Origin of the sequence: Caulobacter sp. FWC2, assembly GCF_002742625.1 — a bacterium.
GTDB lineage: Bacteria > Pseudomonadota > Alphaproteobacteria > Caulobacterales > Caulobacteraceae > Caulobacter.
The window spans coordinates 1,342,983-1,364,316 of the sequence record NZ_PEBF01000001.1; the positions used below are offsets into that span (position 1 = coordinate 1,342,983).

General features: G+C 65.4%; 34 protein-coding genes. 4 read left to right on the forward strand and 30 right to left on the reverse strand.

Annotation, left to right across the window (positions count from 1 at the left end):
* Window positions 1-7: 7 nt before the first annotated feature.
* Together CSW62_RS06425 and CSW62_RS06430 are read left to right on the forward strand one after the other, a co-directional pair.
* The gene (locus CSW62_RS06425) at window positions 8-2,101 is read left to right on the forward strand and encodes a 3-hydroxyacyl-CoA dehydrogenase NAD-binding domain-containing protein (protein WP_099576332.1); all 2,094 of its coding nucleotides are present in this window, start codon (window positions 8-10) and stop codon (window positions 2,099-2,101) included.
* Complete coding sequence (locus tag CSW62_RS06430) at window positions 2,098-3,924, forward strand: acetyl-CoA hydrolase/transferase C-terminal domain-containing protein (protein ID WP_099576333.1); 1,827 nt, start codon at window positions 2,098-2,100, stop codon at window positions 3,922-3,924. The genes CSW62_RS06425 and CSW62_RS06430 overlap by 4 nt, the downstream gene beginning before the upstream one ends.
* Window positions 3,925-4,166: 242 nt before the next feature.
* Here CSW62_RS06430 and CSW62_RS06435 read toward each other — a convergent pair whose 3' ends face one another.
* The 27 genes from CSW62_RS06435 to CSW62_RS26070 form a co-directional block, all read right to left on the reverse strand.
* Window positions 4,167-5,210, reverse strand: coding sequence for a site-specific integrase (locus CSW62_RS06435; RefSeq protein ID WP_099576334.1), 1,044 nt, complete (start codon window positions 5,208-5,210; stop codon window positions 4,167-4,169).
* 171 nt (window positions 5,211-5,381) lie between these two features.
* Complete coding sequence (locus tag CSW62_RS06440) at window positions 5,382-5,741, reverse strand: hypothetical protein (protein WP_099576335.1); 360 nt, start codon at window positions 5,739-5,741, stop codon at window positions 5,382-5,384.
* Window positions 5,731-6,012 carry a hypothetical protein gene (locus CSW62_RS06445; RefSeq protein ID WP_099576336.1) on the reverse strand — a complete coding sequence of 94 codons (282 nt, stop codon included), beginning with the start codon at window positions 6,010-6,012 and terminating at the stop codon, window positions 5,731-5,733. Before CSW62_RS06445 ends, CSW62_RS06440 begins: the two co-directional genes overlap by 11 nt.
* Complete coding sequence (locus CSW62_RS06450; protein ID WP_099576337.1) at window positions 6,009-7,232, reverse strand: RNA-guided endonuclease TnpB family protein; 1,224 nt, start codon at window positions 7,230-7,232, stop codon at window positions 6,009-6,011. The genes CSW62_RS06445 and CSW62_RS06450 overlap by 4 nt, the downstream gene beginning before the upstream one ends.
* Entirely contained in the window at window positions 7,232-7,579 is a 348-nt protein-coding gene (locus tag CSW62_RS06455) for a Lar family restriction alleviation protein (protein WP_099576338.1), read from the reverse strand. The genes CSW62_RS06450 and CSW62_RS06455 overlap by 1 nt, the downstream gene beginning before the upstream one ends.
* Window positions 7,580-7,582: 3 nt before the next feature.
* Window positions 7,583-7,849: a hypothetical protein gene (locus tag CSW62_RS06460; protein WP_099576339.1), complete on the reverse strand. Its 267-nt coding sequence runs from the start codon at window positions 7,847-7,849 to the stop codon at window positions 7,583-7,585.
* A gap of 3 nt (window positions 7,850-7,852) precedes the next feature.
* On the reverse strand, window positions 7,853-8,578 hold the full coding sequence (locus CSW62_RS06465) for a hypothetical protein (protein WP_099576340.1): 726 nt from the start codon (window positions 8,576-8,578) through the stop codon (window positions 7,853-7,855).
* The gene (locus tag CSW62_RS06470; RefSeq protein WP_099576341.1) at window positions 8,579-9,331 is read right to left on the reverse strand and encodes a hypothetical protein; all 753 of its coding nucleotides are present in this window, start codon (window positions 9,329-9,331) and stop codon (window positions 8,579-8,581) included. It lies immediately after the preceding gene.
* A gap of 4 nt (window positions 9,332-9,335) precedes the next feature.
* The gene (locus tag CSW62_RS06475) at window positions 9,336-9,635 is read right to left on the reverse strand and encodes a hypothetical protein (RefSeq protein WP_099576342.1); all 300 of its coding nucleotides are present in this window, start codon (window positions 9,633-9,635) and stop codon (window positions 9,336-9,338) included.
* Between the two features lie 89 nt (window positions 9,636-9,724).
* Window positions 9,725-10,942: a DNA cytosine methyltransferase gene (locus CSW62_RS06480; protein WP_099576343.1), complete on the reverse strand. Its 1,218-nt coding sequence runs from the start codon at window positions 10,940-10,942 to the stop codon at window positions 9,725-9,727.
* Window positions 10,943-10,946: 4 nt separating this feature from the next.
* Complete coding sequence (locus tag CSW62_RS06485) at window positions 10,947-11,864, reverse strand: DUF5131 family protein (protein ID WP_099576344.1); 918 nt, start codon at window positions 11,862-11,864, stop codon at window positions 10,947-10,949.
* Complete coding sequence (locus CSW62_RS06490) at window positions 11,865-12,599, reverse strand: hypothetical protein (protein WP_099576345.1); 735 nt, start codon at window positions 12,597-12,599, stop codon at window positions 11,865-11,867.
* Window positions 12,592-13,239: a hypothetical protein gene (locus tag CSW62_RS26545; RefSeq protein ID WP_199170525.1), complete on the reverse strand. Its 648-nt coding sequence runs from the start codon at window positions 13,237-13,239 to the stop codon at window positions 12,592-12,594. The genes CSW62_RS06490 and CSW62_RS26545 overlap by 8 nt, the downstream gene beginning before the upstream one ends.
* Window positions 13,240-13,710 (reverse strand): DUF1364 family protein, encoded by a 471-nt coding sequence (locus CSW62_RS06500; protein WP_099576346.1) that lies wholly within the window; start codon window positions 13,708-13,710, stop codon window positions 13,240-13,242.
* Window positions 13,707-14,219: a hypothetical protein gene (locus CSW62_RS06505; RefSeq protein WP_099576347.1), complete on the reverse strand. Its 513-nt coding sequence runs from the start codon at window positions 14,217-14,219 to the stop codon at window positions 13,707-13,709. The genes CSW62_RS06500 and CSW62_RS06505 overlap by 4 nt, the downstream gene beginning before the upstream one ends.
* Before the next feature lie 2 nt (window positions 14,220-14,221).
* A complete protein-coding gene (locus CSW62_RS06510; RefSeq protein ID WP_099576348.1) occupies window positions 14,222-15,052 on the reverse strand; it encodes a hypothetical protein in 831 nt (276 codons plus the stop codon).
* Complete coding sequence (locus CSW62_RS26550; RefSeq protein WP_199170526.1) at window positions 15,049-15,900, reverse strand: hypothetical protein; 852 nt, start codon at window positions 15,898-15,900, stop codon at window positions 15,049-15,051. Before CSW62_RS26550 ends, CSW62_RS06510 begins: the two co-directional genes overlap by 4 nt.
* The gene (locus CSW62_RS06520; protein WP_143324343.1) at window positions 15,897-16,121 is read right to left on the reverse strand and encodes a hypothetical protein; all 225 of its coding nucleotides are present in this window, start codon (window positions 16,119-16,121) and stop codon (window positions 15,897-15,899) included. The genes CSW62_RS26550 and CSW62_RS06520 overlap by 4 nt, the downstream gene beginning before the upstream one ends.
* Window positions 16,122-16,309: 188 nt before the next feature.
* Complete coding sequence (locus CSW62_RS27225; protein ID WP_255408338.1) at window positions 16,310-16,435, reverse strand: hypothetical protein; 126 nt, start codon at window positions 16,433-16,435, stop codon at window positions 16,310-16,312.
* Complete coding sequence (locus tag CSW62_RS06530) at window positions 16,432-16,626, reverse strand: hypothetical protein (RefSeq protein ID WP_099576351.1); 195 nt, start codon at window positions 16,624-16,626, stop codon at window positions 16,432-16,434. Before CSW62_RS06530 ends, CSW62_RS27225 begins: the two co-directional genes overlap by 4 nt.
* Window positions 16,627-16,628: 2 nt before the next feature.
* Window positions 16,629-17,561 carry a pentapeptide repeat-containing protein gene (locus tag CSW62_RS26555; protein ID WP_199170527.1) on the reverse strand — a complete coding sequence of 311 codons (933 nt, stop codon included), beginning with the start codon at window positions 17,559-17,561 and terminating at the stop codon, window positions 16,629-16,631.
* A gap of 55 nt (window positions 17,562-17,616) precedes the next feature.
* Window positions 17,617-17,778 (reverse strand): hypothetical protein, encoded by a 162-nt coding sequence (locus CSW62_RS26340; protein WP_158235393.1) that lies wholly within the window; start codon window positions 17,776-17,778, stop codon window positions 17,617-17,619.
* Window positions 17,775-18,086 (reverse strand): hypothetical protein, encoded by a 312-nt coding sequence (locus tag CSW62_RS06540; protein WP_099576352.1) that lies wholly within the window; start codon window positions 18,084-18,086, stop codon window positions 17,775-17,777. Before CSW62_RS06540 ends, CSW62_RS26340 begins: the two co-directional genes overlap by 4 nt.
* 79 nt (window positions 18,087-18,165) lie before the next feature.
* Window positions 18,166-18,381, reverse strand: coding sequence for a hypothetical protein (locus tag CSW62_RS06545; RefSeq protein ID WP_099576353.1), 216 nt, complete (start codon window positions 18,379-18,381; stop codon window positions 18,166-18,168).
* Window positions 18,382-18,385: 4 nt separating this feature from the next.
* Window positions 18,386-18,610, reverse strand: coding sequence for a hypothetical protein (locus tag CSW62_RS06550; RefSeq protein WP_099576354.1), 225 nt, complete (start codon window positions 18,608-18,610; stop codon window positions 18,386-18,388).
* A 25-nt stretch (window positions 18,611-18,635) separates the two neighbouring features.
* A complete protein-coding gene (locus tag CSW62_RS06555) occupies window positions 18,636-18,971 on the reverse strand; it encodes a hypothetical protein (protein ID WP_099576355.1) in 336 nt (111 codons plus the stop codon).
* A 13-nt stretch (window positions 18,972-18,984) separates the two neighbouring features.
* Window positions 18,985-19,455 (reverse strand): hypothetical protein, encoded by a 471-nt coding sequence (locus CSW62_RS26070; RefSeq protein ID WP_143324344.1) that lies wholly within the window; start codon window positions 19,453-19,455, stop codon window positions 18,985-18,987.
* Window positions 19,456-19,906: 451 nt separating this feature from the next.
* Between CSW62_RS26070 and CSW62_RS06560 the strand changes: the two genes are divergently transcribed.
* Both CSW62_RS06560 and CSW62_RS06565 read left to right on the forward strand, forming a co-directional pair.
* Complete coding sequence (locus CSW62_RS06560; protein WP_099576356.1) at window positions 19,907-20,146, forward strand: AbrB/MazE/SpoVT family DNA-binding domain-containing protein; 240 nt, start codon at window positions 19,907-19,909, stop codon at window positions 20,144-20,146.
* A 4-nt stretch (window positions 20,147-20,150) separates the two neighbouring features.
* On the forward strand, window positions 20,151-20,501 hold the full coding sequence (locus CSW62_RS06565; RefSeq protein WP_099576357.1) for a type II toxin-antitoxin system PemK/MazF family toxin: 351 nt from the start codon (window positions 20,151-20,153) through the stop codon (window positions 20,499-20,501).
* Window positions 20,502-20,562: 61 nt separating this feature from the next.
* Here the strand turns inward: CSW62_RS06565 and CSW62_RS06570 are convergent, their stop codons facing one another.
* The 3 genes from CSW62_RS06570 to CSW62_RS06580 all read right to left on the reverse strand — a co-directional run bounded on the left by CSW62_RS06570 (window position 20,563) and on the right by CSW62_RS06580 (window position 21,323).
* A complete protein-coding gene (locus CSW62_RS06570; protein WP_143324345.1) occupies window positions 20,563-20,766 on the reverse strand; it encodes a hypothetical protein in 204 nt (67 codons plus the stop codon).
* Window positions 20,767-20,861: 95 nt separating this feature from the next.
* Window positions 20,862-21,077: a hypothetical protein gene (locus CSW62_RS06575; protein ID WP_099576359.1), complete on the reverse strand. Its 216-nt coding sequence runs from the start codon at window positions 21,075-21,077 to the stop codon at window positions 20,862-20,864.
* 54 nt (window positions 21,078-21,131) lie between these two features.
* Window positions 21,132-21,323, reverse strand: a complete 192-nt coding sequence (locus tag CSW62_RS06580) for a hypothetical protein (protein ID WP_099576360.1) — start codon at window positions 21,321-21,323, stop codon at window positions 21,132-21,134.
* Window positions 21,324-21,334: the final 11 nt, after the last annotated feature.

The following is a 21,334-nucleotide window of genomic DNA, read 5'->3' on the forward strand; positions in this document are numbered from 1 at the left end:
AATCGTCATGCAAGACCGCGCCCTGACCCTCTTGAAGCCCCGCGACCTCGACCTGGGGCCGGCGGCGATGAACGACTATGGCCTGACGCACTGGCGAATGGCGCGAGACTCGGACGGCGTCGCCTGGGCGGTGCTAGACAAGGCCGAGGTCAGCGCCAACACGCTGGACGACGCGGTGTTAGGCGAGTTGGATCAGATCCTGGACCTGATGCAGGCCGACCGCCCCGTCGCCCTGGTGATCCGTTCGGCCAAGCCGTCGGGCTTCATCGCGGGCGCCGACGTTAGCCAGTTCCGCGGCGCCAATGACGTCGGCGAGGTCGAGCAGCGCATGGCCCGCGCCCACGCCATCGTGGATCGCCTTGATGGCCAGCCCTACCAGACCATCGCGGTGGTCCACGGCTACGCCCTGGGCGGCGGTCTGGAGGTGGCGCTGGCCTGCAAGGTCCGCATTGCCGTCGACGGCGCCAGGTTCGGCTTTCCGGAGATCCAGCTGGGCTTGCATCCAGGCCTGGGCGGCACGGCGCGGTTCACGCGGCTGATCGATCCGCTGCAGGCCATGAGCTTCATGCTGACCGGCAAGACCATCGCGGCCAAGAAGGCCAAGGCCCTGGGCCTGGTGGACGCCGTCGTGCCCGAGCGCCACGTCCGCGCGGCGGTTAACGCGGCCATTCGCGGCGATCTGCGCGGTGACGGCCAGAGCCTGATCGCCCGGCTCAAGGACAGCGCCCCGGCCCGTCGCCTGGCCGCTGGCCGCATGCGCGACGAAGCCAGGAAGCAGGCGCGGCCCGAGCACTATCCGGCCCCCAGCGCCCTGATCGACCTCTGGGAGCGCCACGGCGGCGACTTCGAGACCATGAAGGCCGCCGAGATCGGCTCGTTCGCTCGGCTGATAGTCTCGGAGACGGCCCAGAACCTGATCCGCGTCTTCTTCCTGCGCGAGACTCTGAAAGGCTTGGCGGGGGAGGGCGGGCAGATCTCCCGCGTCCACGTGATCGGGGCGGGGGCCATGGGCGGCGACATCGCCGCCTGGTGCGCCTGGAGCGGTCTGACCGTCACCCTGACCGACGTGAAGCCGGAGCCGATCGGCGGGGCGATCAAGCGCGCCGCCGAGCTGTACGGCAAGGTCGGGCATGATGATCACCTGAAGGTCCGCGACGCGCTGGACCGCCTGATCCCCGATCTGAAGGGCGAGGGCGCGCGCTCGGCCGATGTGGTCATCGAGGCCGCGCCGGAGAAGGTCGACCTCAAGAAGAGCCTGTACGCCAAGATCGAGCCGCTGATGAAGCCGGGCGCGATCCTGGCCACCAACACCTCGTCCATCCCGCTGGAGACCCTGCGCGAGGGCCTGCAACGCCCCGAGCGGCTGGTCGGCCTGCACTTCTTCAACCCGGTCTCGCGCATGCAACTGGTCGAGGTGGTGCGCCACGATGGTCTCGACGCTGAGGTGGAGAAGGCGGCCCGGGCCTTCGCCGGGTCGATCGATCGCCTGCCGGCCCCCGCCAGGAGCGCGCCGGGCTTCATCGTCAACCGCGCCCTGACGCCCTACCTGGTCGAGGCCATGGCCATGCTGGACGAAGGCGTGGCCAAGGAGACGATCGACAAGGCCGCCGAGCGGTTCGGCATGCCGATGGGGCCGATCGAGCTGGCTGATCAGGTCGGTCTCGATATCTGCCTGGCCGTGGCCGACATGCTGAAGCGCGAGCTGAAGTGGGACATGCCCGACGCCCCGCAATGGCTGCGTGACAAGGTCGAGCACAAGCAGCTCGGCAAGAAGACGGGCGAGGGGCTCTATGTCTGGTCGGGCGGCCATCCGGTCAAGGCGCCCAACGCCGCCGAGCACGATCCGGACATGGCCGACCGCTTGATCCTGCCCCTGCTCAACACCTGCGCGGCCTTGCTGGGCGACGGCGTCTCGGAGGATCCGGACGTGATCGACGCGGCGATGATCTTCGGGGCCGGCTTCGCGCCGTTCCGAGGCGGTCCGCTGCGCTATGCGCGCCAGCGCGGCGTCGCCGAGGTCAAGGCGAGGCTGGAGGATCTCGCCCGTAAGTACGGCGAACGCTTCCGGCCGGCGGAAGGCTGGTCCAAGCTGGAGGCATGACGGACCGCTTCACCGACCCGGAAGTCCTGGCCGACGCCATCATCGCCAAGGTGGGCCGACGCATCGTGCTGGGCCTGCCGCTGGGCCTGGGCAAGGCCAACCACGTGGTCAACGTCCTGTTCGCCCGGGCTATGGCCGATCGGTCGCTGCACCTGCACATCTTCACCGCCCTGACCCTGGAACCGCCGCGCCCCAAGTCGGAACTCGAGGCGGCCTTCCTTGGACCGGTGATCGCGCGGACCCTGGGCGGCTATCCGGCCCTGGCCTATGCCGAGGTCCAGCGCCGCGACGCCCTGCCGGACAATATCCAGGTCGACGAGTTCTTCTTCCAGGCGGGCACACGGCTGGGCGTCGAGAGCGCCCAGCGCAGCTACATCTCGGCCAACTATACCCACGCGGCGCGCTATCTTCTGGATCGGGGGGTCAATGTCGTGGCCCAACTGGTGGCCAAGGACGGCGATCGTTTCAGCCTGTCCTGCAACACCGACATCACCTTGGACCTGCTGGCCGCGCGCCAGGCGGGCAAGGCCGACTTCCTGCTGGTCGGCCAGGTCAATGACGCGCTGCCATTCATGCCGGGCGACGGCGACCTGCCGGCCTCGGCGTTCAGCCACCTGCTGGACGGGCCGGCCGTGCAGTTCCCGCTGTTCGCCCCGCCCAAGGAGCCGATCACCGACGCCCACTACGCGATCGGTTTCCACGCGGCGGGCCTGATCCCGGACGGCGGCACGATCCAGATGGGCATCGGCTCGATCAGCGATGCCGTGGTGCAAGGGCTGATCGTTCGTCATCGCGACCCTGACGGCTTTCGCGACACCCTCAAGCGCCTGTCACCCGCCGCCGCGCCACCGCAGCACGGCGAACCGTTCGAGCGGGGGCTGTACGCCGCCACGGAGATGTTCGTCGACTGCCTTCTCGACCTCTGGAAGGCTGGCGTGCTGAAGCGCGAGGTCGACGGGGCGGTGCTGCACGGCGGCTTCTTCCTGGGTCCGCGCGCCTTCTACGAGGCCCTGCGCGTGATGCCGGCGGCGGATCGCGCCAAGTTCCAGATGCAGGCGATCTCCGGAATCAACGAACTCTATGGCGACGAGGCCGCCAAGCGCATCGCCCGCGTCGACGCCCGCTTCATCAACACCGCCATGATGGTCACCCTGCTGGGCGCGGTGGTCTCGGACGGCCTGGAGGACGGCCGCGTCGTCAGCGGGGTGGGCGGACAGTACAACTTCGTGGCCCAGGCCTTCGCGCTGGAGGACGCGCGCTCGGTCATCACCCTGGACGCCGTACGCGGCGCAGGGAAGGCGGCTCGCTCGAATGTCCTGTGGTCATACGGCCACGGCACCATCCCGCGCCACCTGCGCGACATCGTCATCACCGAATACGGCGTCGCCGACCTGCGCGGGCTGACCGACCGCGACGTGATCGTCGCCCTGTTGAAGGTGGCCGACAGCCGCTTCCAGTCCGCGTTGCTTGAAAAGGCCAAGGCCGCCGGCAAGCTGGAACGCGGTTACGTCCTGCCAGCCGAGGTCCGCGACAACTCGCCCGAGCGCATCGCCGAGGCGCTGGCGCCGGCCAAGGCGGCGGGCCTTGCGCCGCTGCTCCCGTTCGGCTCCGATTTCAATCCGCTCGAGGAGAGCCTGCTTCCGACGCTAGGCCGGCTAAAGGCGGCGCAGACCGAGCCGAACGCCCTGCTCGGCCTGGTTCTGGAAGGCCTGCGGGCCAAGGGCGACGATGGGGCGGCCTTGAAGCGCCTTGGCCTGGACAGGCCCAGAGGTCTCCGCCAGCGCCTGACCGCACTCGCCTTGCGCGGCGCGCTGCGTCGCTAGGGCGTGTCGAGCAACGAGCTTCGTCCAGCCGTCATACGTTTCACGCGTCGGCTTCGAACGGTTTGAAATTTCAGGGAATGGTGGGGATCCAAGCTATGCTTGGATCCCCATGGTGCCACGACAGGGACTCGAACCCTGGACCTCAGCCTTACCAATGTTGAGCGCCAATCTCGCGAAACCTTATAGCATAAGGCGTTGCGTGTGGTCTAAAAATCGACCTCCCTCAGACCTCCCAAATCTCCTCAACGCCGGCCATTGCGCGGAGTGATCTCCCAGCCCGCCCGCTTGACCGCCTGCGCCAGGTCCGGGCTCGCGGTGTGGGCGTAACGCATGACCATGGCCACAGACTTCCACCCACCCTGCGACATAAGCAGGGTCAGGTCGCGGGTCACGGCATAGGCCCAGGTTGCCCAGGTGTGGCGGAAGAGGTGGCAATGCACCGGACGGAAGGTCGGCCCGTCGTAGTTGGCGCGCTCCTTGAACGGGATGAACTCGCCGTTCGGCTTTCGCCTGGAGCAGTGCTTCTTGAGGGTCGTGTTGACGGAGTCGTAGGCCGACCACGGCTCGCCGTCGCTGTTGAGCCAGACAAAGCCCTCGCCGCTCTCCGGCCGCTTCGGCAGTGCGGCGCGCGCCCGGCGTTGGAGGTCGACGCCGCGCGCGTAACCACCCTTCGTCTCCCAGAACACGACGCGCTGGCCGTCCGGCGACACGTCCCGCCATTCGAGGTTCAGGGCTTCCGTCGCTCGGCAACCGGTCGCGATGTAGAAGGTCACTAGATCCCGAAGGTGCGGCGGCAGGAAGCCGAGCATGATCTCGACCTCAGCCGGAGACATCTGGTCGACGCGAGCGCCGGCCCCCTTCGGCTTGGCGAACTTCACCGGGTCACAGAGCTTGGGCGCCACGAAGTTCATGACGGCTGAAATCGGCGTATAGATCTGCCGAATAAGGGTGGCCGGTGCCGCGCCTGGCTTCATCCGCTTGGCTAGGCGATCGACGAAGTTCTGGTCGATGTCGGAGAGCTTCGTCAGGCCGATCTCGGAAATCAGGGCAGCGAGGTGATCTGTGGGACGCCCGGCCTCCATGTAGACCGTCGCCGCCTCAGCGAAGGTCGCTACCGACTTGTCGCCATAGACCGCGCGCTTGAAGAGGTCCGCCTCGAGCTGCGCCCTGATAGCTTCGGCTTCGGAGCGGATGCGAGTGCGAGCGCTCTCGTCAACACGTCTCCCCTGGACGGTGCCCCGGATGTGGTAGATGCCGTTCGGCCTTTCGTAGAGCTTGAGCGGCATATCGGGGTAAGAACCTCTTGAAGTGCTTGGAACTGGGTCGGCGTTAGGCGCCGGCGGCGGCCGGCCCGCAGGCACAGTCCGTTTTTGTCGATGGCGGCGCGGATCGTCCGCAGCGGGAAGCCCAGACGCTCGGCGGCCTCGTGGTCGCTGATCGTCGAGAGCGTGAAGGTCTCAGCCCCCATGTCCGCTCTCCTTGGTCTGAAGGGCGCGGAGAAGGACAGCGCAGGCCGCCGACAGGGTGGCGTGGCTTTCGATGCGCGCCGTCTCCTTGGCGCCCAGCTTCTCGCCCTTGACGATCCGGTGGCCGACTTCCCAGCGAGCGCCAGTCAGGCCCCGCGCCCCCACTTCCACCACCTCATCGCTTAGAAGCGCGTCTCGGAGGGTGGCGATGATGGCGTCGGCGTCTTTGAGGTAGTGCTTCCAAAGCGGAACGCGAATGCCTCCCGCCATGACGATGATGCGTTCAAGGTTATGGTGGCCCTTAAGCACCGCCAGCTGTCGCGCCACCTTCTCTCTCAGCTCAGCGTGCATCGGGCGTCTCCTGGGTAAGAGCGGCGCGGCCGGCGGGCAGGCCCCGGGCTTCAAAGGTTCCGAACTCGGACCTTTCTCCGGTGATTTTGATCAGCCCGCGCGCCTCAAGCGACTTGGCAGTCCGCCATTCATGGCGGTGGCACTCGACAAACGGATAATCGGCATCCTCGAACAAGTCGGCGAGAAAGCCCTTCTGGATTTTTGTCAGGCTCACGGCTTCACCCTGCATCAGCATCCCCGCATCGCTGCGGTTTTGGTAGTTGTCGGTCATGCCGCAACTCCTTTGGTTGACGCTTCAGCGGGCCGCCTACGCGCACCCTCCACGTCCAGACACGCCGTGCTTCGGCGCAGGATCTCCTTCGCCGCCCCCACATCCGCGTGTTCACCGTGGCCGCATGCGACGCACCTGAAGACCGCTTGGCTTTCGCGGCTCCTGGCGTCTACGACCCCGCACGCGGAGCAGGTTTGGGAGGTGTAAGCGGGGTTCACGTAGACCAGCAGGCCGCCGCGTTCCTCGACCTTGTATTCGAGCTGACGGGCGAAGATGCCCCAGGCTTGCTCAAGGATCGCCCGGTTCAATCCGCGCTTCTGCGCTACGTTACGGCCTGGCTGTTCGACCGTGCCCTTAGCGCTCGCCGTCATGGCTGTCACGCGCAGGGCCTCCAGGGCAACGTGGTTGAAGCTGGTCGAGATCTTGCGGGTCTGGCGGTGCAGCCAGTCATTGCGGACTGCCGCGATGCGGCCGGCAAGCGCGCGGACGCGCTCGCGCTGGCGGGCATAGCGCTTCGATCTCCGCACCTTGCGGGAGAGTGCCTTCTGCGCACGCTTCCTGCGCTCGACTAGGCGCGGAATCTCTCCCGGTAATTGGGCAAGTTCGCCGGTAGACAGCGCCAGAGTATTGGCGACGCCCCTATCGATGCCGATCGCGGCCTTAGGCGCGGACGGCTTGCTCGCCGTCTCACAGGCGATGCACAGGCGCCATTGGTCACCACTTCTTGAGACAGTGACACTCTTGGCGACTTCGATCATCCTGGTGCAGCGAAATTTCACCCATCCAATTTTGGGCAGACGGATCTCAGACCACTTTGCATTCAGCGCCCTGATCGGCGTCTCGCGCCCTCGCACGCGGAATGAGACGGTCTTCTCTTTGCTTCGAAACGCCGGGTAACCTTTCTTCCCCGACATAAAGGCGGCAAACGCAAGATGAAGATCACGAAGGGCTGCTGAGGTGACGTCCGTTGGTACTGCCGCGACCCAGTCTATCTCAGCGCGCAGTTGGGTGACTTCCTTGTCCTGCGTAACGTAGCTGATATGCGTGCCGGTGCTTCTGAGGTATTGGCGCCAGAAATTAGTCCTCTGCTCTAAGGCAAGATTGTAGACCAACCGCGCGACGCCAGCGAACTGTTCGAACTTTTCGGCCTGTCCATCGGTGGGGTGCAGAGAAAATGACCGGCTTCTAACAAGCCCGCTGGGCAGCGATCGCTTGGGCATCACAGAGCTCCAGTCTCGGAGAACAGCGCCAAGATGTCGTCGGCGCGCTCCAGCGCGACCTCGCGGACGAGATCCGGGTAGATGAAAGAACCGTCCGGTGCTCTGGCGAATGCCTCGGGCTCTACCTTCTTCGCCACAGCTTCCAGCCCCGGCCGCTCGGCTGAGACAGCGGGGGCGCGGCGGTTCCAGGCGATAGCCGCCTCGTCTTGGTCGCCGAGGCTACGAACGAACGGTCCATTCGTCCCACAGTCGACGCACGTGACGTTTTGACCGACGCGCGCCGTTTCGGAAATCTTCAGATTCGTGCCGCCACAGAACGGGCAAGGCTTCAGTTGGTCTTCGGCCATTGGTCAGCCCTCCTCGTGTTCATAGATGAGCCGGCAGCGGTCGCGGATGACGCTGGCCTCGTCGGTCTCGCCGTAATCGCTATCGCCGCACTTCTCGCAGACGTGGACCGGGACCGAACACGAGCACGTGTCGTTGCAGCCCGCGTTCTTGCCGCCCACGAACTTCCAGGCGTGGCCCGCCTCGATGCACGGGCCTTGCGTGATCTGGAGCTTGAGGCGCTCGACGGTGGCTTCGGCATCGTCGAGTTGGCGCTGAAGGGTGGTCGCCATTGGTCAGCCTCCGGTCTTGGGGTTGGTGAGGGCAGATGGAGGCTTGGCGCTGCGGATCTCGTAGAGCCGATCCTTGGTCACGTACTCGGTGAAGACGCCTGGACAGGCGTTGCAGTGCCAGTTGATGAAGTCGAACCCTGCGCTATGGCCCGCGCCCCAGTCGAAGAGCGTTCCACCACAAGCGCATGGCTGATTGGCCCGATGGCCATGGACATCAGCATTATTGCGCTCGACGCTGTAGTTGATGGGGCGGCCGCCGGGCGTGGGATCGTGCCGGATCAGCTTGCCCATTTCGGGGTCTGGCATCTTGCCGGCCAGGGCGTCGGCGATGATCGGCAAGCATCTGTGGGGATATTTAGACCACCAATCCCAGACGTCGTGAGCTGCGCGTTGGGTCAGGCCGTTCCGGACCATCACCGCCACGGCCCACTCTTTGGCGTAGTGCCATGCGTAGCGGACGCCAGTCGAATTGCCGCCCCGTCCGACCTTGAACACCTCGCCGCAGACCGCGAGTTGTCGACGCGGACCGAATGTCGGAACAAAACGGCCGTTCTCGTGGGCAGCGCATATCCGCGCTCCAGCCTCGACGATGGCCTTTGAAATCCTGCTCCAGGTGGGTCCTCGGAAGGGGTTTGCGAAGGGAGCCTGGATCGCCGCCTCCAGTTCGGCGGCTGTCATTGCCGACGCCATCCCGGCCAAGTAGTCGGTGAGTTTCATCGAAGCCGCCATCTACCCCTCCCTATCGGTCTGTTCGGCCACAGCAGGGGGAGGGGCGGAAACCGGATAGGCCGAAGATGCGAGATCTGCCTGACGGTTGCCTTCAGGGAACGTCACTTTGGCCATGCCGCGCGCCTCCAACTGGAAGACCTTCAGCGCGTGCCGGAAGATCGTTCGCGGCGTCATGTCCTTGGCGCTGGCGATCTCTTCCAGCGCCGCCATCTCCTCGTCCGTCAGGGTGAGGGTCATGGTCTTCTTGGCCGACGTGGAGCACTTGGCATGAACTCGGCCTTCGTCGCAGTTCGCCAAACACTCGGCCGACCCGCAGGCCACCACGTCGGCCGGCAGGGAGGGCGCAGCCGGTTGACCGGAGAGCAGGCGTTGGGCGCAGTAGAGCGCCGCCGCCACGTCCGACGAGCTGTCCATGCTGTACCGACGGTCGAAGTCGGCCATGTGCTCTGTATGGCGCCGTCGCTCCCCCTCCAGTTCCTTGATCCGCTCTGCCTGGGTGGCGATAACTGCTGAAGCGGTCTCGTCGTGCGAGAGGTTGGCGGCAAAGGCGAGGGCCGTCTTCTCATAGGCTGATTGGCTCGCAGGCGTGAGCGCGCCCCAGGACATACGGTAGGGCCGCGATGCTTCGCACAGCTTCTCGCCGAGGGATTTCTGCTCTACGGCGGCCTGGGTGGTGTCAGAAACGGCGCTTTTGATCGCAGTAGACAGCGCCTTGGTGACGGGGCTGTCGGGGCCGTGGACAATGAACGTCATGGCTCTAGGCCTCCTTCTTGGCGTTGAGATCCGACAGGGCGCGTTTGGCGATCACGCGAGCGCGGTCCAGGGCCGACCAGATGTTGTCGACGGACTTGTTCACGCGTACGGCGTCGATGGCCTTCAGCGCCTCTTCCGCCATCCTGGCGCGGGCCTCAGCGGCTTGGGCGCGCTCCAGCAGGGAGAGGACGAAGGCGGGGTTGAAGGTGGCGATGAAGTCGTCATGCCAAACCGTGCATGGCTCGGATTTCTTCGCCGCCTTCGCGATAGCCAGCAGTTCTTCAAGGGTGGGTTCAGTAGTCATGGGAGGGTCCGATTTGTTTGCAGCCCGGAGAGGCGATTGATCGACGGCTTCGCCGCGACCCGCCGACCTGGTAGCGTCATGGAGGGGGCTCATGCGGCGGCCCTCATGGTTTCGAGCATGGCTTCAACGGCAGCGATGCGCTGGCCGATCCAGGTCATGACAGGAACGGCCATGCTATTGCCGAGCGCTTTGCCGCGCGCGCCATCGCTGGCCTTCCGGCCGTTCCAAATGATGTTGGTGTACTGGTCCGGAAATCCTTGAAGACGCTCCTTTTCCAAGGGTGTCAGGCGCCGGATCGCCCACCAGAGCTTGGTGAAAAAGGCCAGATAACTGCTGCTGCTTCCGCCAGTCGCCGCTCGAATGTTGGCGCTGTCGTGCGGACCTTCCAGTTGCGCTCCACCTTCCCGGCCGCGCCGGTCGAAGGCCTGCACGATGAAAGTTTCGCTGTCGAAATCCAGCCGTCCGTGTGGTCCGCCGTGGGCGGTCACGGCGGTCGCGACGTCGATAGGCCCGGCCGTGTTGTTACCGCCAAAGGCAACGGGGATCAGGTTGAAGTCGTCTTCCTGGCGTCGGCCGGCATATCCGCCTTTCCCACTGCTCTCAGCACCTCGCGTAAGAGTGTGGGCAACCCGCGATCCCTCGTCTCGCGACGGCGCAAAACACCGCGACAGGCTTTCGCGCTCAAAAAGTACTGCGGCGGCAGGTCGCCAGTCTCCAAGATGTCCGACAACGAAGATGCGACGGCGGCGCTGTGGAACTCCGGCAAACTGAGCGTCAAGCACTCGCCACGCCACCCCGTAGGCGCCATCGACAGGCCCGGAAGCGAGAACTCCAGAGTTCTTGAAGCTGCCTTCTGGGACTTGGACGGACCATCGGACGAGGGTCGAGAGAAAAGCTGCAAAGTCTTCGCCGGGGATGGCGTCGTCATCTTCGTCGTCCCGGGTTGTGAATGCACCGGGCACGTTCTCCCACGCCAGCCAGCGGGGCCGCAGGCGGTCAGCCAGGAGAGAATATTCGAGGGCCAGGACAGAGCGGTCATCTCGAAGGCCCCCGCGTCGTCCAGCGACGGACAGGCCTTGGCAAGGTGTTCCTCCGACCAGAAGGTCGATTGGGTCGTAGTCGCCGTCTTGGATCGTCGTGAAGTCGCCATGGAGGGGAACGTCCGGATAGTGGTGGGCGAGGACCGCGCGCGGAAAGGCGTCGATCTCGGAGAAGAAGGCGGGTTTCCAGCCGAGCGGATGCCAGGCGACCGTTGCCGCCTCGATGCCGCTGCACACGCTGCCGTAGGTGAAGGTCTTCTCCCCCATGGCTCTACCCAACCTCCGCCGGGCCGCTTGGGGTCTCCGCCCCTCCTGCCGTCTCAGGGGTAGGGGTGGGACCTTTGAGGACGGGCCGATCGTCATGGTATCGGCCGTCGAGGTCGCGCGTGGCGCCGCCCTTGTTCTGCTTGTGCTGATAGGGGACGCGCGCCGCCGCGCACTGGTCGCGGACAGCCTGGAAGGCTCCGACCGGCGTGTCGCGGGCCTTGTGCTTGCCCTGGTCGGTCTCGCCGCCCGTGATCGCCCAGAAGCGATCGCCCAGCGCCAGCAGCCCGGCCGCTACCATGATGCTCTCAAGCAGCGGCTCGCCGGACCAGAAAAGGAAGGCCGGGCGAAGCGCAGCGAAGGCGGCCAGCGCATGGCGGCTGTCCCGGTCCATTTCCGCCTGGGTCACGGCGGTGAAGCCGATCGCGGCGTTGCGGGGCCACATGTCAGGCAAGTACCACTCGCCCTCTTCGTCGTCAGGACCATAAGCAGGCGGCAACGTCGCCGTGAACAGCTTGACGATCATGCTGGGACGCTTGGTCAGCAGCAGGAACGTCAGGCTCTCGCATTCGCGGATGAGAGCGAAGAGGTCGCGCCGCCACTCGGTCGGCACGGCGTTGTCAAACACGTCGGCCAGCGAAGCGCAGAACACGAAGCGGGCGGGCGTGGCCGGATCGGAAGCCAGGGCGGCTCGCTGCTCACGGTTCCACTTCCTGACCTTGGCCCAGGTGCTCGGCGCCGTGCGGTCGCGCGTGCCTTCGCCCTGGCCCGGCGCACCCCACTGGACGCGAGCCGGACCGAAGCGCCCGGGCATCCCCATGAGCGCTTCGGCATAGCAGCCGTCGCAGGCCGGGGAGACCTTCGTGCAGCCGATCCACGGATTGAACGTGTCGTCCGTCCAACTGATCTTCGAGTTCTCAGCCATCTAAGCCACCCCTCTAGAAGAGGGAGTAGGGGCAGCGACACGGGCCTTGGGCCGGCGGTGTTCTTCGACGAGCCGGGCGGCCTCCTCGGGCGTCTTGCCTCGGAAGATGTACCAAGCCTCCAGGTCACCGAACGCGATGGAGGCCGAGAACTCGGCTTCGCCTTCCTCAAGGCACCAGCAGCCGCCGTACTTCCCGCCCGGAAAGTCGAATTGGATGCGGACCTGCTTGGCTGCATAGAGGCCGCCGACGCGCTGAACGTAGGCGTGCAGGCAGAAACTATCGGGGCGAGTGCGGATCGTGACCTCGGGATAGCGGGCCATCAGGTCGGCGGCGGCGATGGCCGTGCACCACTGCTCGGCAACACGGCGCTCCATACGGTCCTTCACGTCGGCGTCGTGGCAGTCCTGCGAGCACCAGATGCCCTGGCCAATTTCCACGGGCGCCGTCTCGTGCTCATCCCGGTCGCCATGGTCGTCGTGGACGTAACCGCCCTCGATCCGGCGCTCGCAGCCGTGGCAAGTCATCCACCAGCCATTGTCGAGCAATGCCAGCTTCGGCACGGGGCCGGGCGCGTAGCTGTCGAACTCCTTGGCGCGGCAGCAGGAAACCTCGCCCCACTCGCAGTCGATCTCGTTCGCGCCTTCGCGACGGGCGATGCGATTCTGGGTGGCGAACACGACCGTCGCCTTCTCGTCCTCATCGGTGACGTAGAACGCCTTCAGGGCCTCACCCATGGGAGTTGTCCTCCTGCTGGAGGGCGGCGACCTTAGCCACGATGTCAGACAGGACGACGAATTCCTGGCACTCGTCGCCTTCCAGGCCGGTCTTTTCCGTCATCTCGTCAAGACGCTCGTCGACTAGGGCTCCGATAGCCAAGATGCGCTCGTGCTCCGGGTCGGGCCTCTTGAACCTCATCCCCAGCGCATTGCGGCGGCCTTTGTGCACCTTGTTGGCGTGCGTCTGGGGTTGGAACTGAAAGTCCACCGGCAGGCCAGTAAGTTTCGACAGCCGTTCGGAAATCGCCACGGTAAGCAGGATCCACTTAGGATCGAACTCCCATGTGCCGTTCTTCATCGTATGAGGAAATTCGGCGTCGAACTCTTCGTCGTCCATAATCAGGCGCACGTCGACGTCGCGCCAATCGGGGCGCTCCAGAGCCGATCCGACAAGGTAGCAACCGAAGCCGCCGAAAGCCCGGTTGATGTCCTGGCAAGCCGACTCCAGCGCAAAGCAGGCGGGCGCGCCGATGTAGGTCGCCTTGGCTCGCTTCGGGGTGAGCGCCGCCGTCGCTTCCACGCTGGCGAAATCCCGCGAACCGCTGCCCACGGGTCCACCGTTCCGGGAGGCCACACCCTCTTCTCGGATCTCTTCCATTTAGCGTTCACTCCTGGGGATGGGGGATTGAGCCTGGAAGCCTCGGCTCTGGATCTTGCGGGGCGTGGCGGGCTTCTCGAACCCGCTCGACTGGATCGGCCGCGAGCCTGACTGCATCTTCCGCTTGGGGATCTTCGCCTTGGGCCGGGTCTCGATGACCGGCGGCGGCGTGGGAACGGGGCTGACGATGAAGTGGCCGCTCTCGACGAGGTACCGCATGGTGGCGCGGTGACCGGCCTCCCAGAAGGCGACCGCCTCGTCCTGGTCCTTGCGCCCAGCGTCAACGGCGTGATGGCAGGCTGCGCAGAAATAGGCGATGGCCGCGTCCGAAGCCTTTATGCTCGCGCCCTTGCCATCACGGCCCTGGTTGGAGTGGGCAGCAACGACGTCGCCCTCGTTGGATTTTCCGCAGCCGAAGCAGTGCGGAGCCTTGGCGGCGAGGCGGAGGAGGAGAGGGTGGCGGAAGGTCATGCCGCCACCTGCACGCGCGCCAGCACCGCCGGCGCCACGTCGAGCAGCTTGGCGACCCACTCGATGATCGCCGTCTTACTGGCCTGGAAGTCGCCCTTGTCCATGGCGCGGCGCGATTGGCTCTTGGCCTTGAAGACCCGCACGACGGTGCGTTCGATTTGAACGATCGCGTACTCGTCCACCTCCTTGCGAAGGAACGCCGCCCAGCGCATGGCCTCGGCACGCGAGCCGCACGGATAGTCCGTCACGGTGCACCAGCCTGTGGCGATCAGGGCTCTCTTTCGGAGGTGCTCCGGCGACGGATAGTCGCTCGCGATGCTCTCCGGCAGGGACAGCCACGCTTCCTTCAGCCAGCCGAATTCGTGGTTGTGGCTGACCTCCGAGCGCTCCTCCTGCTCAACGAGCCGGTAGGATTGGCCGATGACGAAGTGCTTGGCGGCCTCGGCATGGTGGCGCCGATGCAGCAGCATCGAGAGGCCGTCCCAGCGGAAAAGCATCGGAGCGGCCATGGCTACGCCGCCTTCCGGTCGTTGATGATCACCACGCCGGGGAGCGTGCGCTTGCCCTGCAAGACATCCTGGCGAGCTAGTTCAAGCGCGGCGGCGACGAGGGCGGGCTTGTTGACCGTCCAGTAGTGGCGGAGGAGCGCGGTTTCGCCCTCGACCACCCCGCCGGTTTCCTGGCCGTTGGCATCCATGACCGGGACGGGCACGAAGCCGGTGATCACCCAGTTGTCGCGCAGGCTCATCGCCCGGCCATAGCCGCGCGCCTGAGGTCGGGCGTTCTCGACACGAGTAGCATTGCGGTCGAGCGCCTTGGCCTCAACAATCGCAACTTCGGCCTGCTCACGGGTGGCGAGGTCGCCGGTATCACGCGCCTCATTAATAAGGGCCTGGGCGTCGGCGATGGCCTTTGCGGCTATGTCGCGTTGGCGTTGAGCCTCAGCCTCGCGCTCCGCGTCGAGTTTCTTCAGCCAGTCTGTTCCGACCTTGCGCAGCGCCTCTATGGCCAGGACGGCGACGCCCTTGCGCGACTTATTGTCGGCGATCAGCGGGGCGTACTTGTCCTGGACGGCCTTCGCGGCTTCATCGTGTGGGCGCTTTTCCTCGTCGCGCGACTTGTCGGCGGCGTTGTACGCCTCCTGCGTTTTCCGCAGCAGCTCCTGTACCTTGTCGGCCTGCTCTTGGCTCTCGATCGGCGTTCCATCGACCCAGTTCTTGGCCTCAAGGAACAGGTCTTCGATGTTGGCCTTGTGGGCGTCGAAGGGCGTGATGACCGGAGTTTCTTCCGGCGGGTTGTTGGCGCCGATGGCGTGGCGCTCGTCGAGGGCGGTGTCGGTCACGCGAACACCTCCTCGGCCGGGGTGTCTTGACGGGCGACGGTAGAGCCCTTGGCAGCTTTCGCGGCCTTGGCGATCTTCGCCCAGTGGACCTCGTAGTGGTCCTTGACCTGCCCAAACAGGTCGTCGGGCAGCATGTCAATGTCGCGCTGATTGTCGGGCCACCACGCGCGGATGCCTTCTTCATCCGAGACGTCGCTGATCGAGCCCATCAGGCGCATAGCCTCAGCCTGGAAGCGCTCGCGAGCCGATTGCCCGTCGTGCTGCTGCTGGCCGTCCCGTTGCGGCGTGACGTTGCGCGGCTCGCTATGGAAATCGTCGCTGAAGCCGCCGTAGGGCACTTCTTCTGCCGGCGTGGTTGAAAGGTTGCTGTCGATCAGCACCACGACATGGGCGAAGGCCGATCGGCAGGCGCGGCTAATCGCGCGGGTTTGGGCCATGGCGCGGATAGCGTAGTCGGCGCGCTTGGGGAGAACGGTCTGAATGACCTTGCCGGTCTTGCGGCGGTTGCCCTTAGGGCCGGTCCACTCGTCCTTCTCGACGATGCCGCCGTACCACGTCGGCTCGTCTTCTCCAACGAAGCCCTCGGCCTGGGCGATCAGGGCGCCGTCAGACATACGGCGGATTTCACCGATGGCGCGGACGCCGCCGGGAACCTGCTCCACGTCGCGCGCCGAGCCAGTGCAGCCGTGGGCGATGGCGATAGCCTGCCAGCCCTCGACCTTGACGTACTTGCGGTTCTGGATCTCCATTGCGGTCTGCATCACGATCTCGCGGCAAAGGCTCGCGGCGTCGGTGCTGGCGCGGTAGAGATCAGCGTTCGTGAGCGGCTGGGCGACCAAGGCGTTCATTGGAACACCTCGGCGCTCTCGGCGGCCTTGGCAGCTCCCGCCTCGGCAAAGGCCTCGTTGTTGGCGGCGATCTGGCGCGCCATGGCCTGGCGCTCGGGTTCGCGCTCCGGGTCGGCTTCGCGGACGAGTTTGTCGTAGGCGTTCGACAGATAGCTGTGCGGCATGGAGGCGATCTCCATGTCACCGCGCGAGCCGCGATAGTGGGTCGGCAAATCAGTCACTTCGATCTCCCTTCAGTTGGAGGAGCCGCCGCGCAAAGACAGCGCGAGCAGCGGCGTAGGTTGGCGGGTCGAGACCCTGGAAAGCGGAGGCGTTGACCGCTCCGAAGGCCTGGAGGTCGGCTTCAGTCCGAGCGAGGTCGCAGGCCATTTCGATGAGAGCGACGGCGCGGGCATCAGGAAGGGCGGGCTCATCGGCCATGCCCCTGCCATGGGTCTCGACCTTGGAAGGCGAGCCAGATCATCGCGGCCAGCAGCAGCCCAAGGGCGGCGAGGTAGGCGGTGACGGCCAGGGCGACGGCGAGACCGGCGCTCACGACAGCACACCGGCCAGTTGCAGGCCGTAGACGGCGAGCGTTGAGAGGAAGCCCAGCAGAACAAAGCCGCCGACCACGAGGAAGCCTTCGCCGATCGAGAACGGCTTGAGGTCCCGGCCGAGGGGCTGGCGCGACGCAGCCTCCTCAGCAGTTGCCGTAGTCGTCGCGCGGCGGGGGTTGGTGGGGGCCATGGCTAGGCGGCCTCAGGCATGGGCAGGGCGTCCAGCTCAAGCGGCGGCGCGTCAGGGTCGATACCCATCGAAGCGCACCAGTCCAAGGTCCACTCCAGCGCCATGCGCGCCGCGTAGCCGCCTCCCGTCTCCTTGCCGTCTTCGCCGGTCAGGCCAGCCTTGTCACCGACCTTGATCATCATGAACCAGCGCTCGGCGGGGCGGGTGCTGTCGTGGTCCAGGGCGTTGCCACTGACGCCACGCGCCCCGCCGATCGTTCCGACCAGGCAGGCGCAACGGTTTCCGCCGTGGTCGCCGTAGGTCGAACCATTGACCTCGCCAGCGCGCAACTTTTGCACCAGGTGGACCGCTTCAAGCGGACCGGCGCGAAGTTCTGAAAGCGTGAGGAAGAGGTCTGCCTTGAAAGGGCGAAGGGCGCTTTCCGACAGGTTGGCCTCCGACAGGTAGGCCCCCGACAGGTTGGCCCGCGACAGGTTGGCCTCCGACAGGTTGGCCCCCGACAGGTTGGCCCCCGACAGGTCGGCCCCCGACAGGTAGGCCCCCGACAGGTTGGCCCCCGACAGGTCGGCCCCCGACAGGTAGGCCCCCGACAGGTTGGCCCCCGACAGGTCGGCCCCCGACAGGTAGGCCCCCGACAGGTTGGCCCCCGACAGGTTGGCCCCCGACAGGTCGGCCCCCGACAGGTAGGCCCCCGACAGGTTGGCCCGCGACAGGTTGGCCCCCGACAGGTTGGCCCCCGACAGGTCGGCCCCCGACAGGTAGGCCCCCGACAGGTTGGCCCGCGACAGGTTGGCCCCCGATTTCACCGCCCAGCGGATCGCCAAGCCCAGCTTGAAGCTGAAGGTGGCGTCGGGGCTGCAAGTGATTTCAGCCGTGACCTGAACCGCGTCGGTGTAGCGGTTTCGGATTTCGAACTTCTCGATGGATTTGGACATGTCTCTCGCCCCTCAGGAAGCCGCGCGTTAAGGCGTCGGCGTGGTTGTTTCCGCTCTAGGCGGCGTGGTTGCGGGATTGGTCGACCGGCTTGGCCAGGACGGCCTCAAGCTCTTCGGTCGGGGTGTTGCGGATGGCCTCGTCGAGGTCGCGAAGGCGGTCGAACTCGTCGAAGTCCTTGCGATCCCAGGCGGCGTTGGCTTGGCGAGCGAGGGTCATTGGTCCGCACCTGCCGCTCGCGACAGGACAACGCGAGCGACCCTGAACGGCCCGGGCAGATTGTGTCGGTCGATCCCTGTGGCGTCGGCCATGCAGACGAACACGTCTTCAGCCTCGGTCAGCAGCGCCTCAAGCGCGTCGCGCATCTCAGGCGCTAACGCGATCAGCCGAGCGTTCGCCTCGTGTACATCGCCGGGCAAGCGATGGCGCTTTGCAACGATGGCAAAGTCATCATGAGTGCGGACCAAGGCGTTGACGCCGGAGCCTTCCACGAACCACGGTCCAGGCGTGCCTTTGAAATCGGTCATCAGATCCCCCACAAGAAGGCGCTGAACGACCCGATGAAGGTCACGGCCAGGGTGAATTGGAGAAGGCGGAGGGCGCGCATCAGGCGGAAGCCTTGGCGAGCGTGTCGGCCAGCATCTGCTTAGCCTTGCTGCCCCAGAACCACGCCTGCATGGTCGGCTTTCCGATGCCGAACTCGCCGACCGTATCGTAGTAGGCGCCGCCGACGAAGGCGATGCGCGGGCCATCCATGCCGGTCGTGATTTCCAAAACCAGCGGGCGCATCTGCGCTTCGTGGTTGGGGGTGATGGTGGCCATTGGCTTAGGCCTCCGCGGCGACGTTGACGGCGACGGCGGTGAAGTGCCTGTCGCTCCGTCCGCGCTCGACCGTCATCGGGTCGAAGCCGAGCCGGCCACCGAGTTCGGCCCAAGCGTCGTTCGCGACTTCCTGAAGCGACCGAACGGGGCCGCACTGAAGCATGATCAGCGGCGCGGAGCGGGCCGCATTGATCTTAGCCATGATGCCGTCGAGGTCGGCTTGGCTCATCTCGAATTCTTGACGGGCCATGGTCCTACTCCGCCGCAATAGCGAAGGAGGGGGCCGAAGCCGGGGCGCTGCGCTCGCGGTCGACGCGGACGGCGACCTGGGCCACCGTGGCGACCTTCTCGACCTTGCGGACGACAACCGGAGCGACCGGCGCGACGCCAGCGGTGAACACCTTCACGCCACGGGTGAAGTGGCCCTTGCTGTTGCGGCCCTGGACGGTCTGGCCAGCACGGGCGCGGGCGTCGAGGTCAGCACGGGCAGCGGCGTACTCTGCTTGCGTCGTATGCAGCTTGCGAGCGACCGGCGCGTGCGAGGCAGTCGCTTCGGCCATCGCGGCTTCTAGGGCGGAGGTGGTGGCCATGTCGGCGCTTCCTTCAGCGAGACGCTTGCGCGCGCTGGCGCTTGTGATGTTCACGGTGATGAGTGGTGCATAGCCACCGGACACTCAGCGGCCTGGAGTAGTCGTCATGGTGAGCCTCGACGTCGGAGGCGCCACAGACCTCGCAGGCTTGACGAACGAGGTGGCCAGACCGGATCGCGCGGCGCGTCTGCGCCCTGACAGCTAGCTTTCGCTGGAAATCATCGTCCCGCACACGCCGGGCTGCGCGGTAGACGGCTCGCTTGGCCTTCGACTCAGGAGTCGCGTCGTAGGCGGCTTGGTAAGCAGCCTGCCGCTCGGGATTCCTTGAGACGCGGCGATCAGGCTTACGCGAGTAGCGAAGCTTGGCTGCCGCGTCGCGGGCGTTGGTGCAGATGCGGCAGGTGTGATCGCTCTTGGCGATCTGCCACGGCCTGGGCGAGAACACCTGTCCGCATTTCCGGCATTTACGTTCGGCGGTTTCCATTGACCTGCTCAAGAAGCTGTCGATGGAGAATATGTCACACAGACATAACCGATGGTCAAATGGAAAATGCCACTGGGACATATTTTAGGGGCGCGCTATATTCCACGCACGAAAAAGCCCGCCGATGTGGCGGGCTGAATGTCCGATTATGGCGTAGCTGGCGGGGAGCGTGTGGCCATGACCCTCGCCATCACTCTCACAGCCCTATCCTGGATCCGTCCGCCCTGGCTGAAGAGGATATGAAAAAGCCCCACCGGTTAGGGTGGGGTCGCTAGGGTCAGACACGTCGAACGACAATCAGCTCCGATCGCGTTTGTACGTACGTGCTTTAAAGTGCCGCATGTACGGTGCCTGTAACGCTTGTTCATTTGTGAGTAGGGAACGAGTGTGTATATACGATGTTTATCCAGGTGGCCCGAAAGGGTGCCGGGGTGGGCATAAGGGAGACAGTATGCGCACGACCGTAGCCAAGTGGGGCAACAGCCTTGGCATCAGGTTGCCTCGACAAATGATCGAAACCGTGAGGATGGCCGAAGGCCAAACCGTAGACCTTGAAATCCAAGACGATGCTATCGTGATCCGCAACGCGCGTAAGCGCTTCAAACTGGCCGACCTGCTGGCCGAGATGAAACCTGAACAACGCCACGAGGAGCAAGACTTTGGCGCTCCGGTTGGCAAAGAGGAATGGTGATTGAATGAGGGGGGCGGTCTATCAGCCGGAACGCGGCGACTTTATCCAGATTAACTGCACCCCTCATGCAGGAACCGAACAGGGCGGGCATCGGCCCGCCCTGGTGCTATCGCCCCGCGACTTCAACATCGCCACTGGACTGATCTTCGCCTGCCCCGTCACCAATCAGGTCAAGGGAAGTCCGTTCGAGGTCAAGATCCCCGCTGGGGCAAAGGTGACCGGGGTGATCCTGGCCAGCCACGCGCGCACCTTCGATTGGATCGAGCGCGGCGCCACCTTCCACAGCAAGTGCGATGAAGACACCATGTGTGAGGTGCTTGGTCGCATCGAGGCGATCCTCTCTATCGAGTGCTGATCTGGAAGTTGCTTCCGACCTTCAGCCTCCAGGTAAAAGTATGGGCGGCTAGGCCTCGGTGTCAGGCGATGTCCCGGTAGCAGCGCCGGCACACCTTCGCCGCAGCCGGGATCATCGAGGCGCAGTACGGGCAGTTCTTGCGGGCGAGGGCCTTCAGCGGCTTCAGAGAGTCCCGCATCAGCCGTCCGGCGATGAAACCGACGTCGGCCACCAGCGGCTCGGCCCGTTCGCTCGTGGTGGCTAGCGGCTTTTGCTCTAGCGGCACCAATGATGTTCGAGGGGCGAGGGGGTCGTCTTCAGGCATTGAGCATCCAGGTAAAGTAAGGGGCGGCTCACCCCTCCTAGGGGTAAGGGGAGGGGCTAGAGATAGCGTTTCTTGCCGCCGGCGCTGACGCAGTAGTGGCCGCCTCGCGGACCGACACAGTAGTTGTGGCCGGCGCAGCCGCAGCTGTTCGGCGTCTCGACCCGATGCGAGCGCGGCGTGAACCCACGGAGGCGCTTCTTCCGGGCGCCGGCGTTGGCAGGTGCGGTCATTGCTACCGCCAAGACCAGGCCGAGAATCAGGGCTCGCTTCATTCGCCCCTCCTAGGGGGATAAGGGGAGTGGCGGCCTCCAAGAGCGTCAGGGAGGCTAGTCTTTAGACCTGAGCGCGATCAGCGCCTTGATGACGCGGTCAGCCTGCCCCTCAACAGACCAAATAATCCAGAACGCCAGGGTCAGGGCGGTGAAAAACCAATGCCATGGAGAATGCGGACCAGTGGCGAAAACCGCAGTTGCGACGATGGGGAATGCCATCGAGGCCGCGAAGTCGTTGCGTGACATTCCACCCGCCT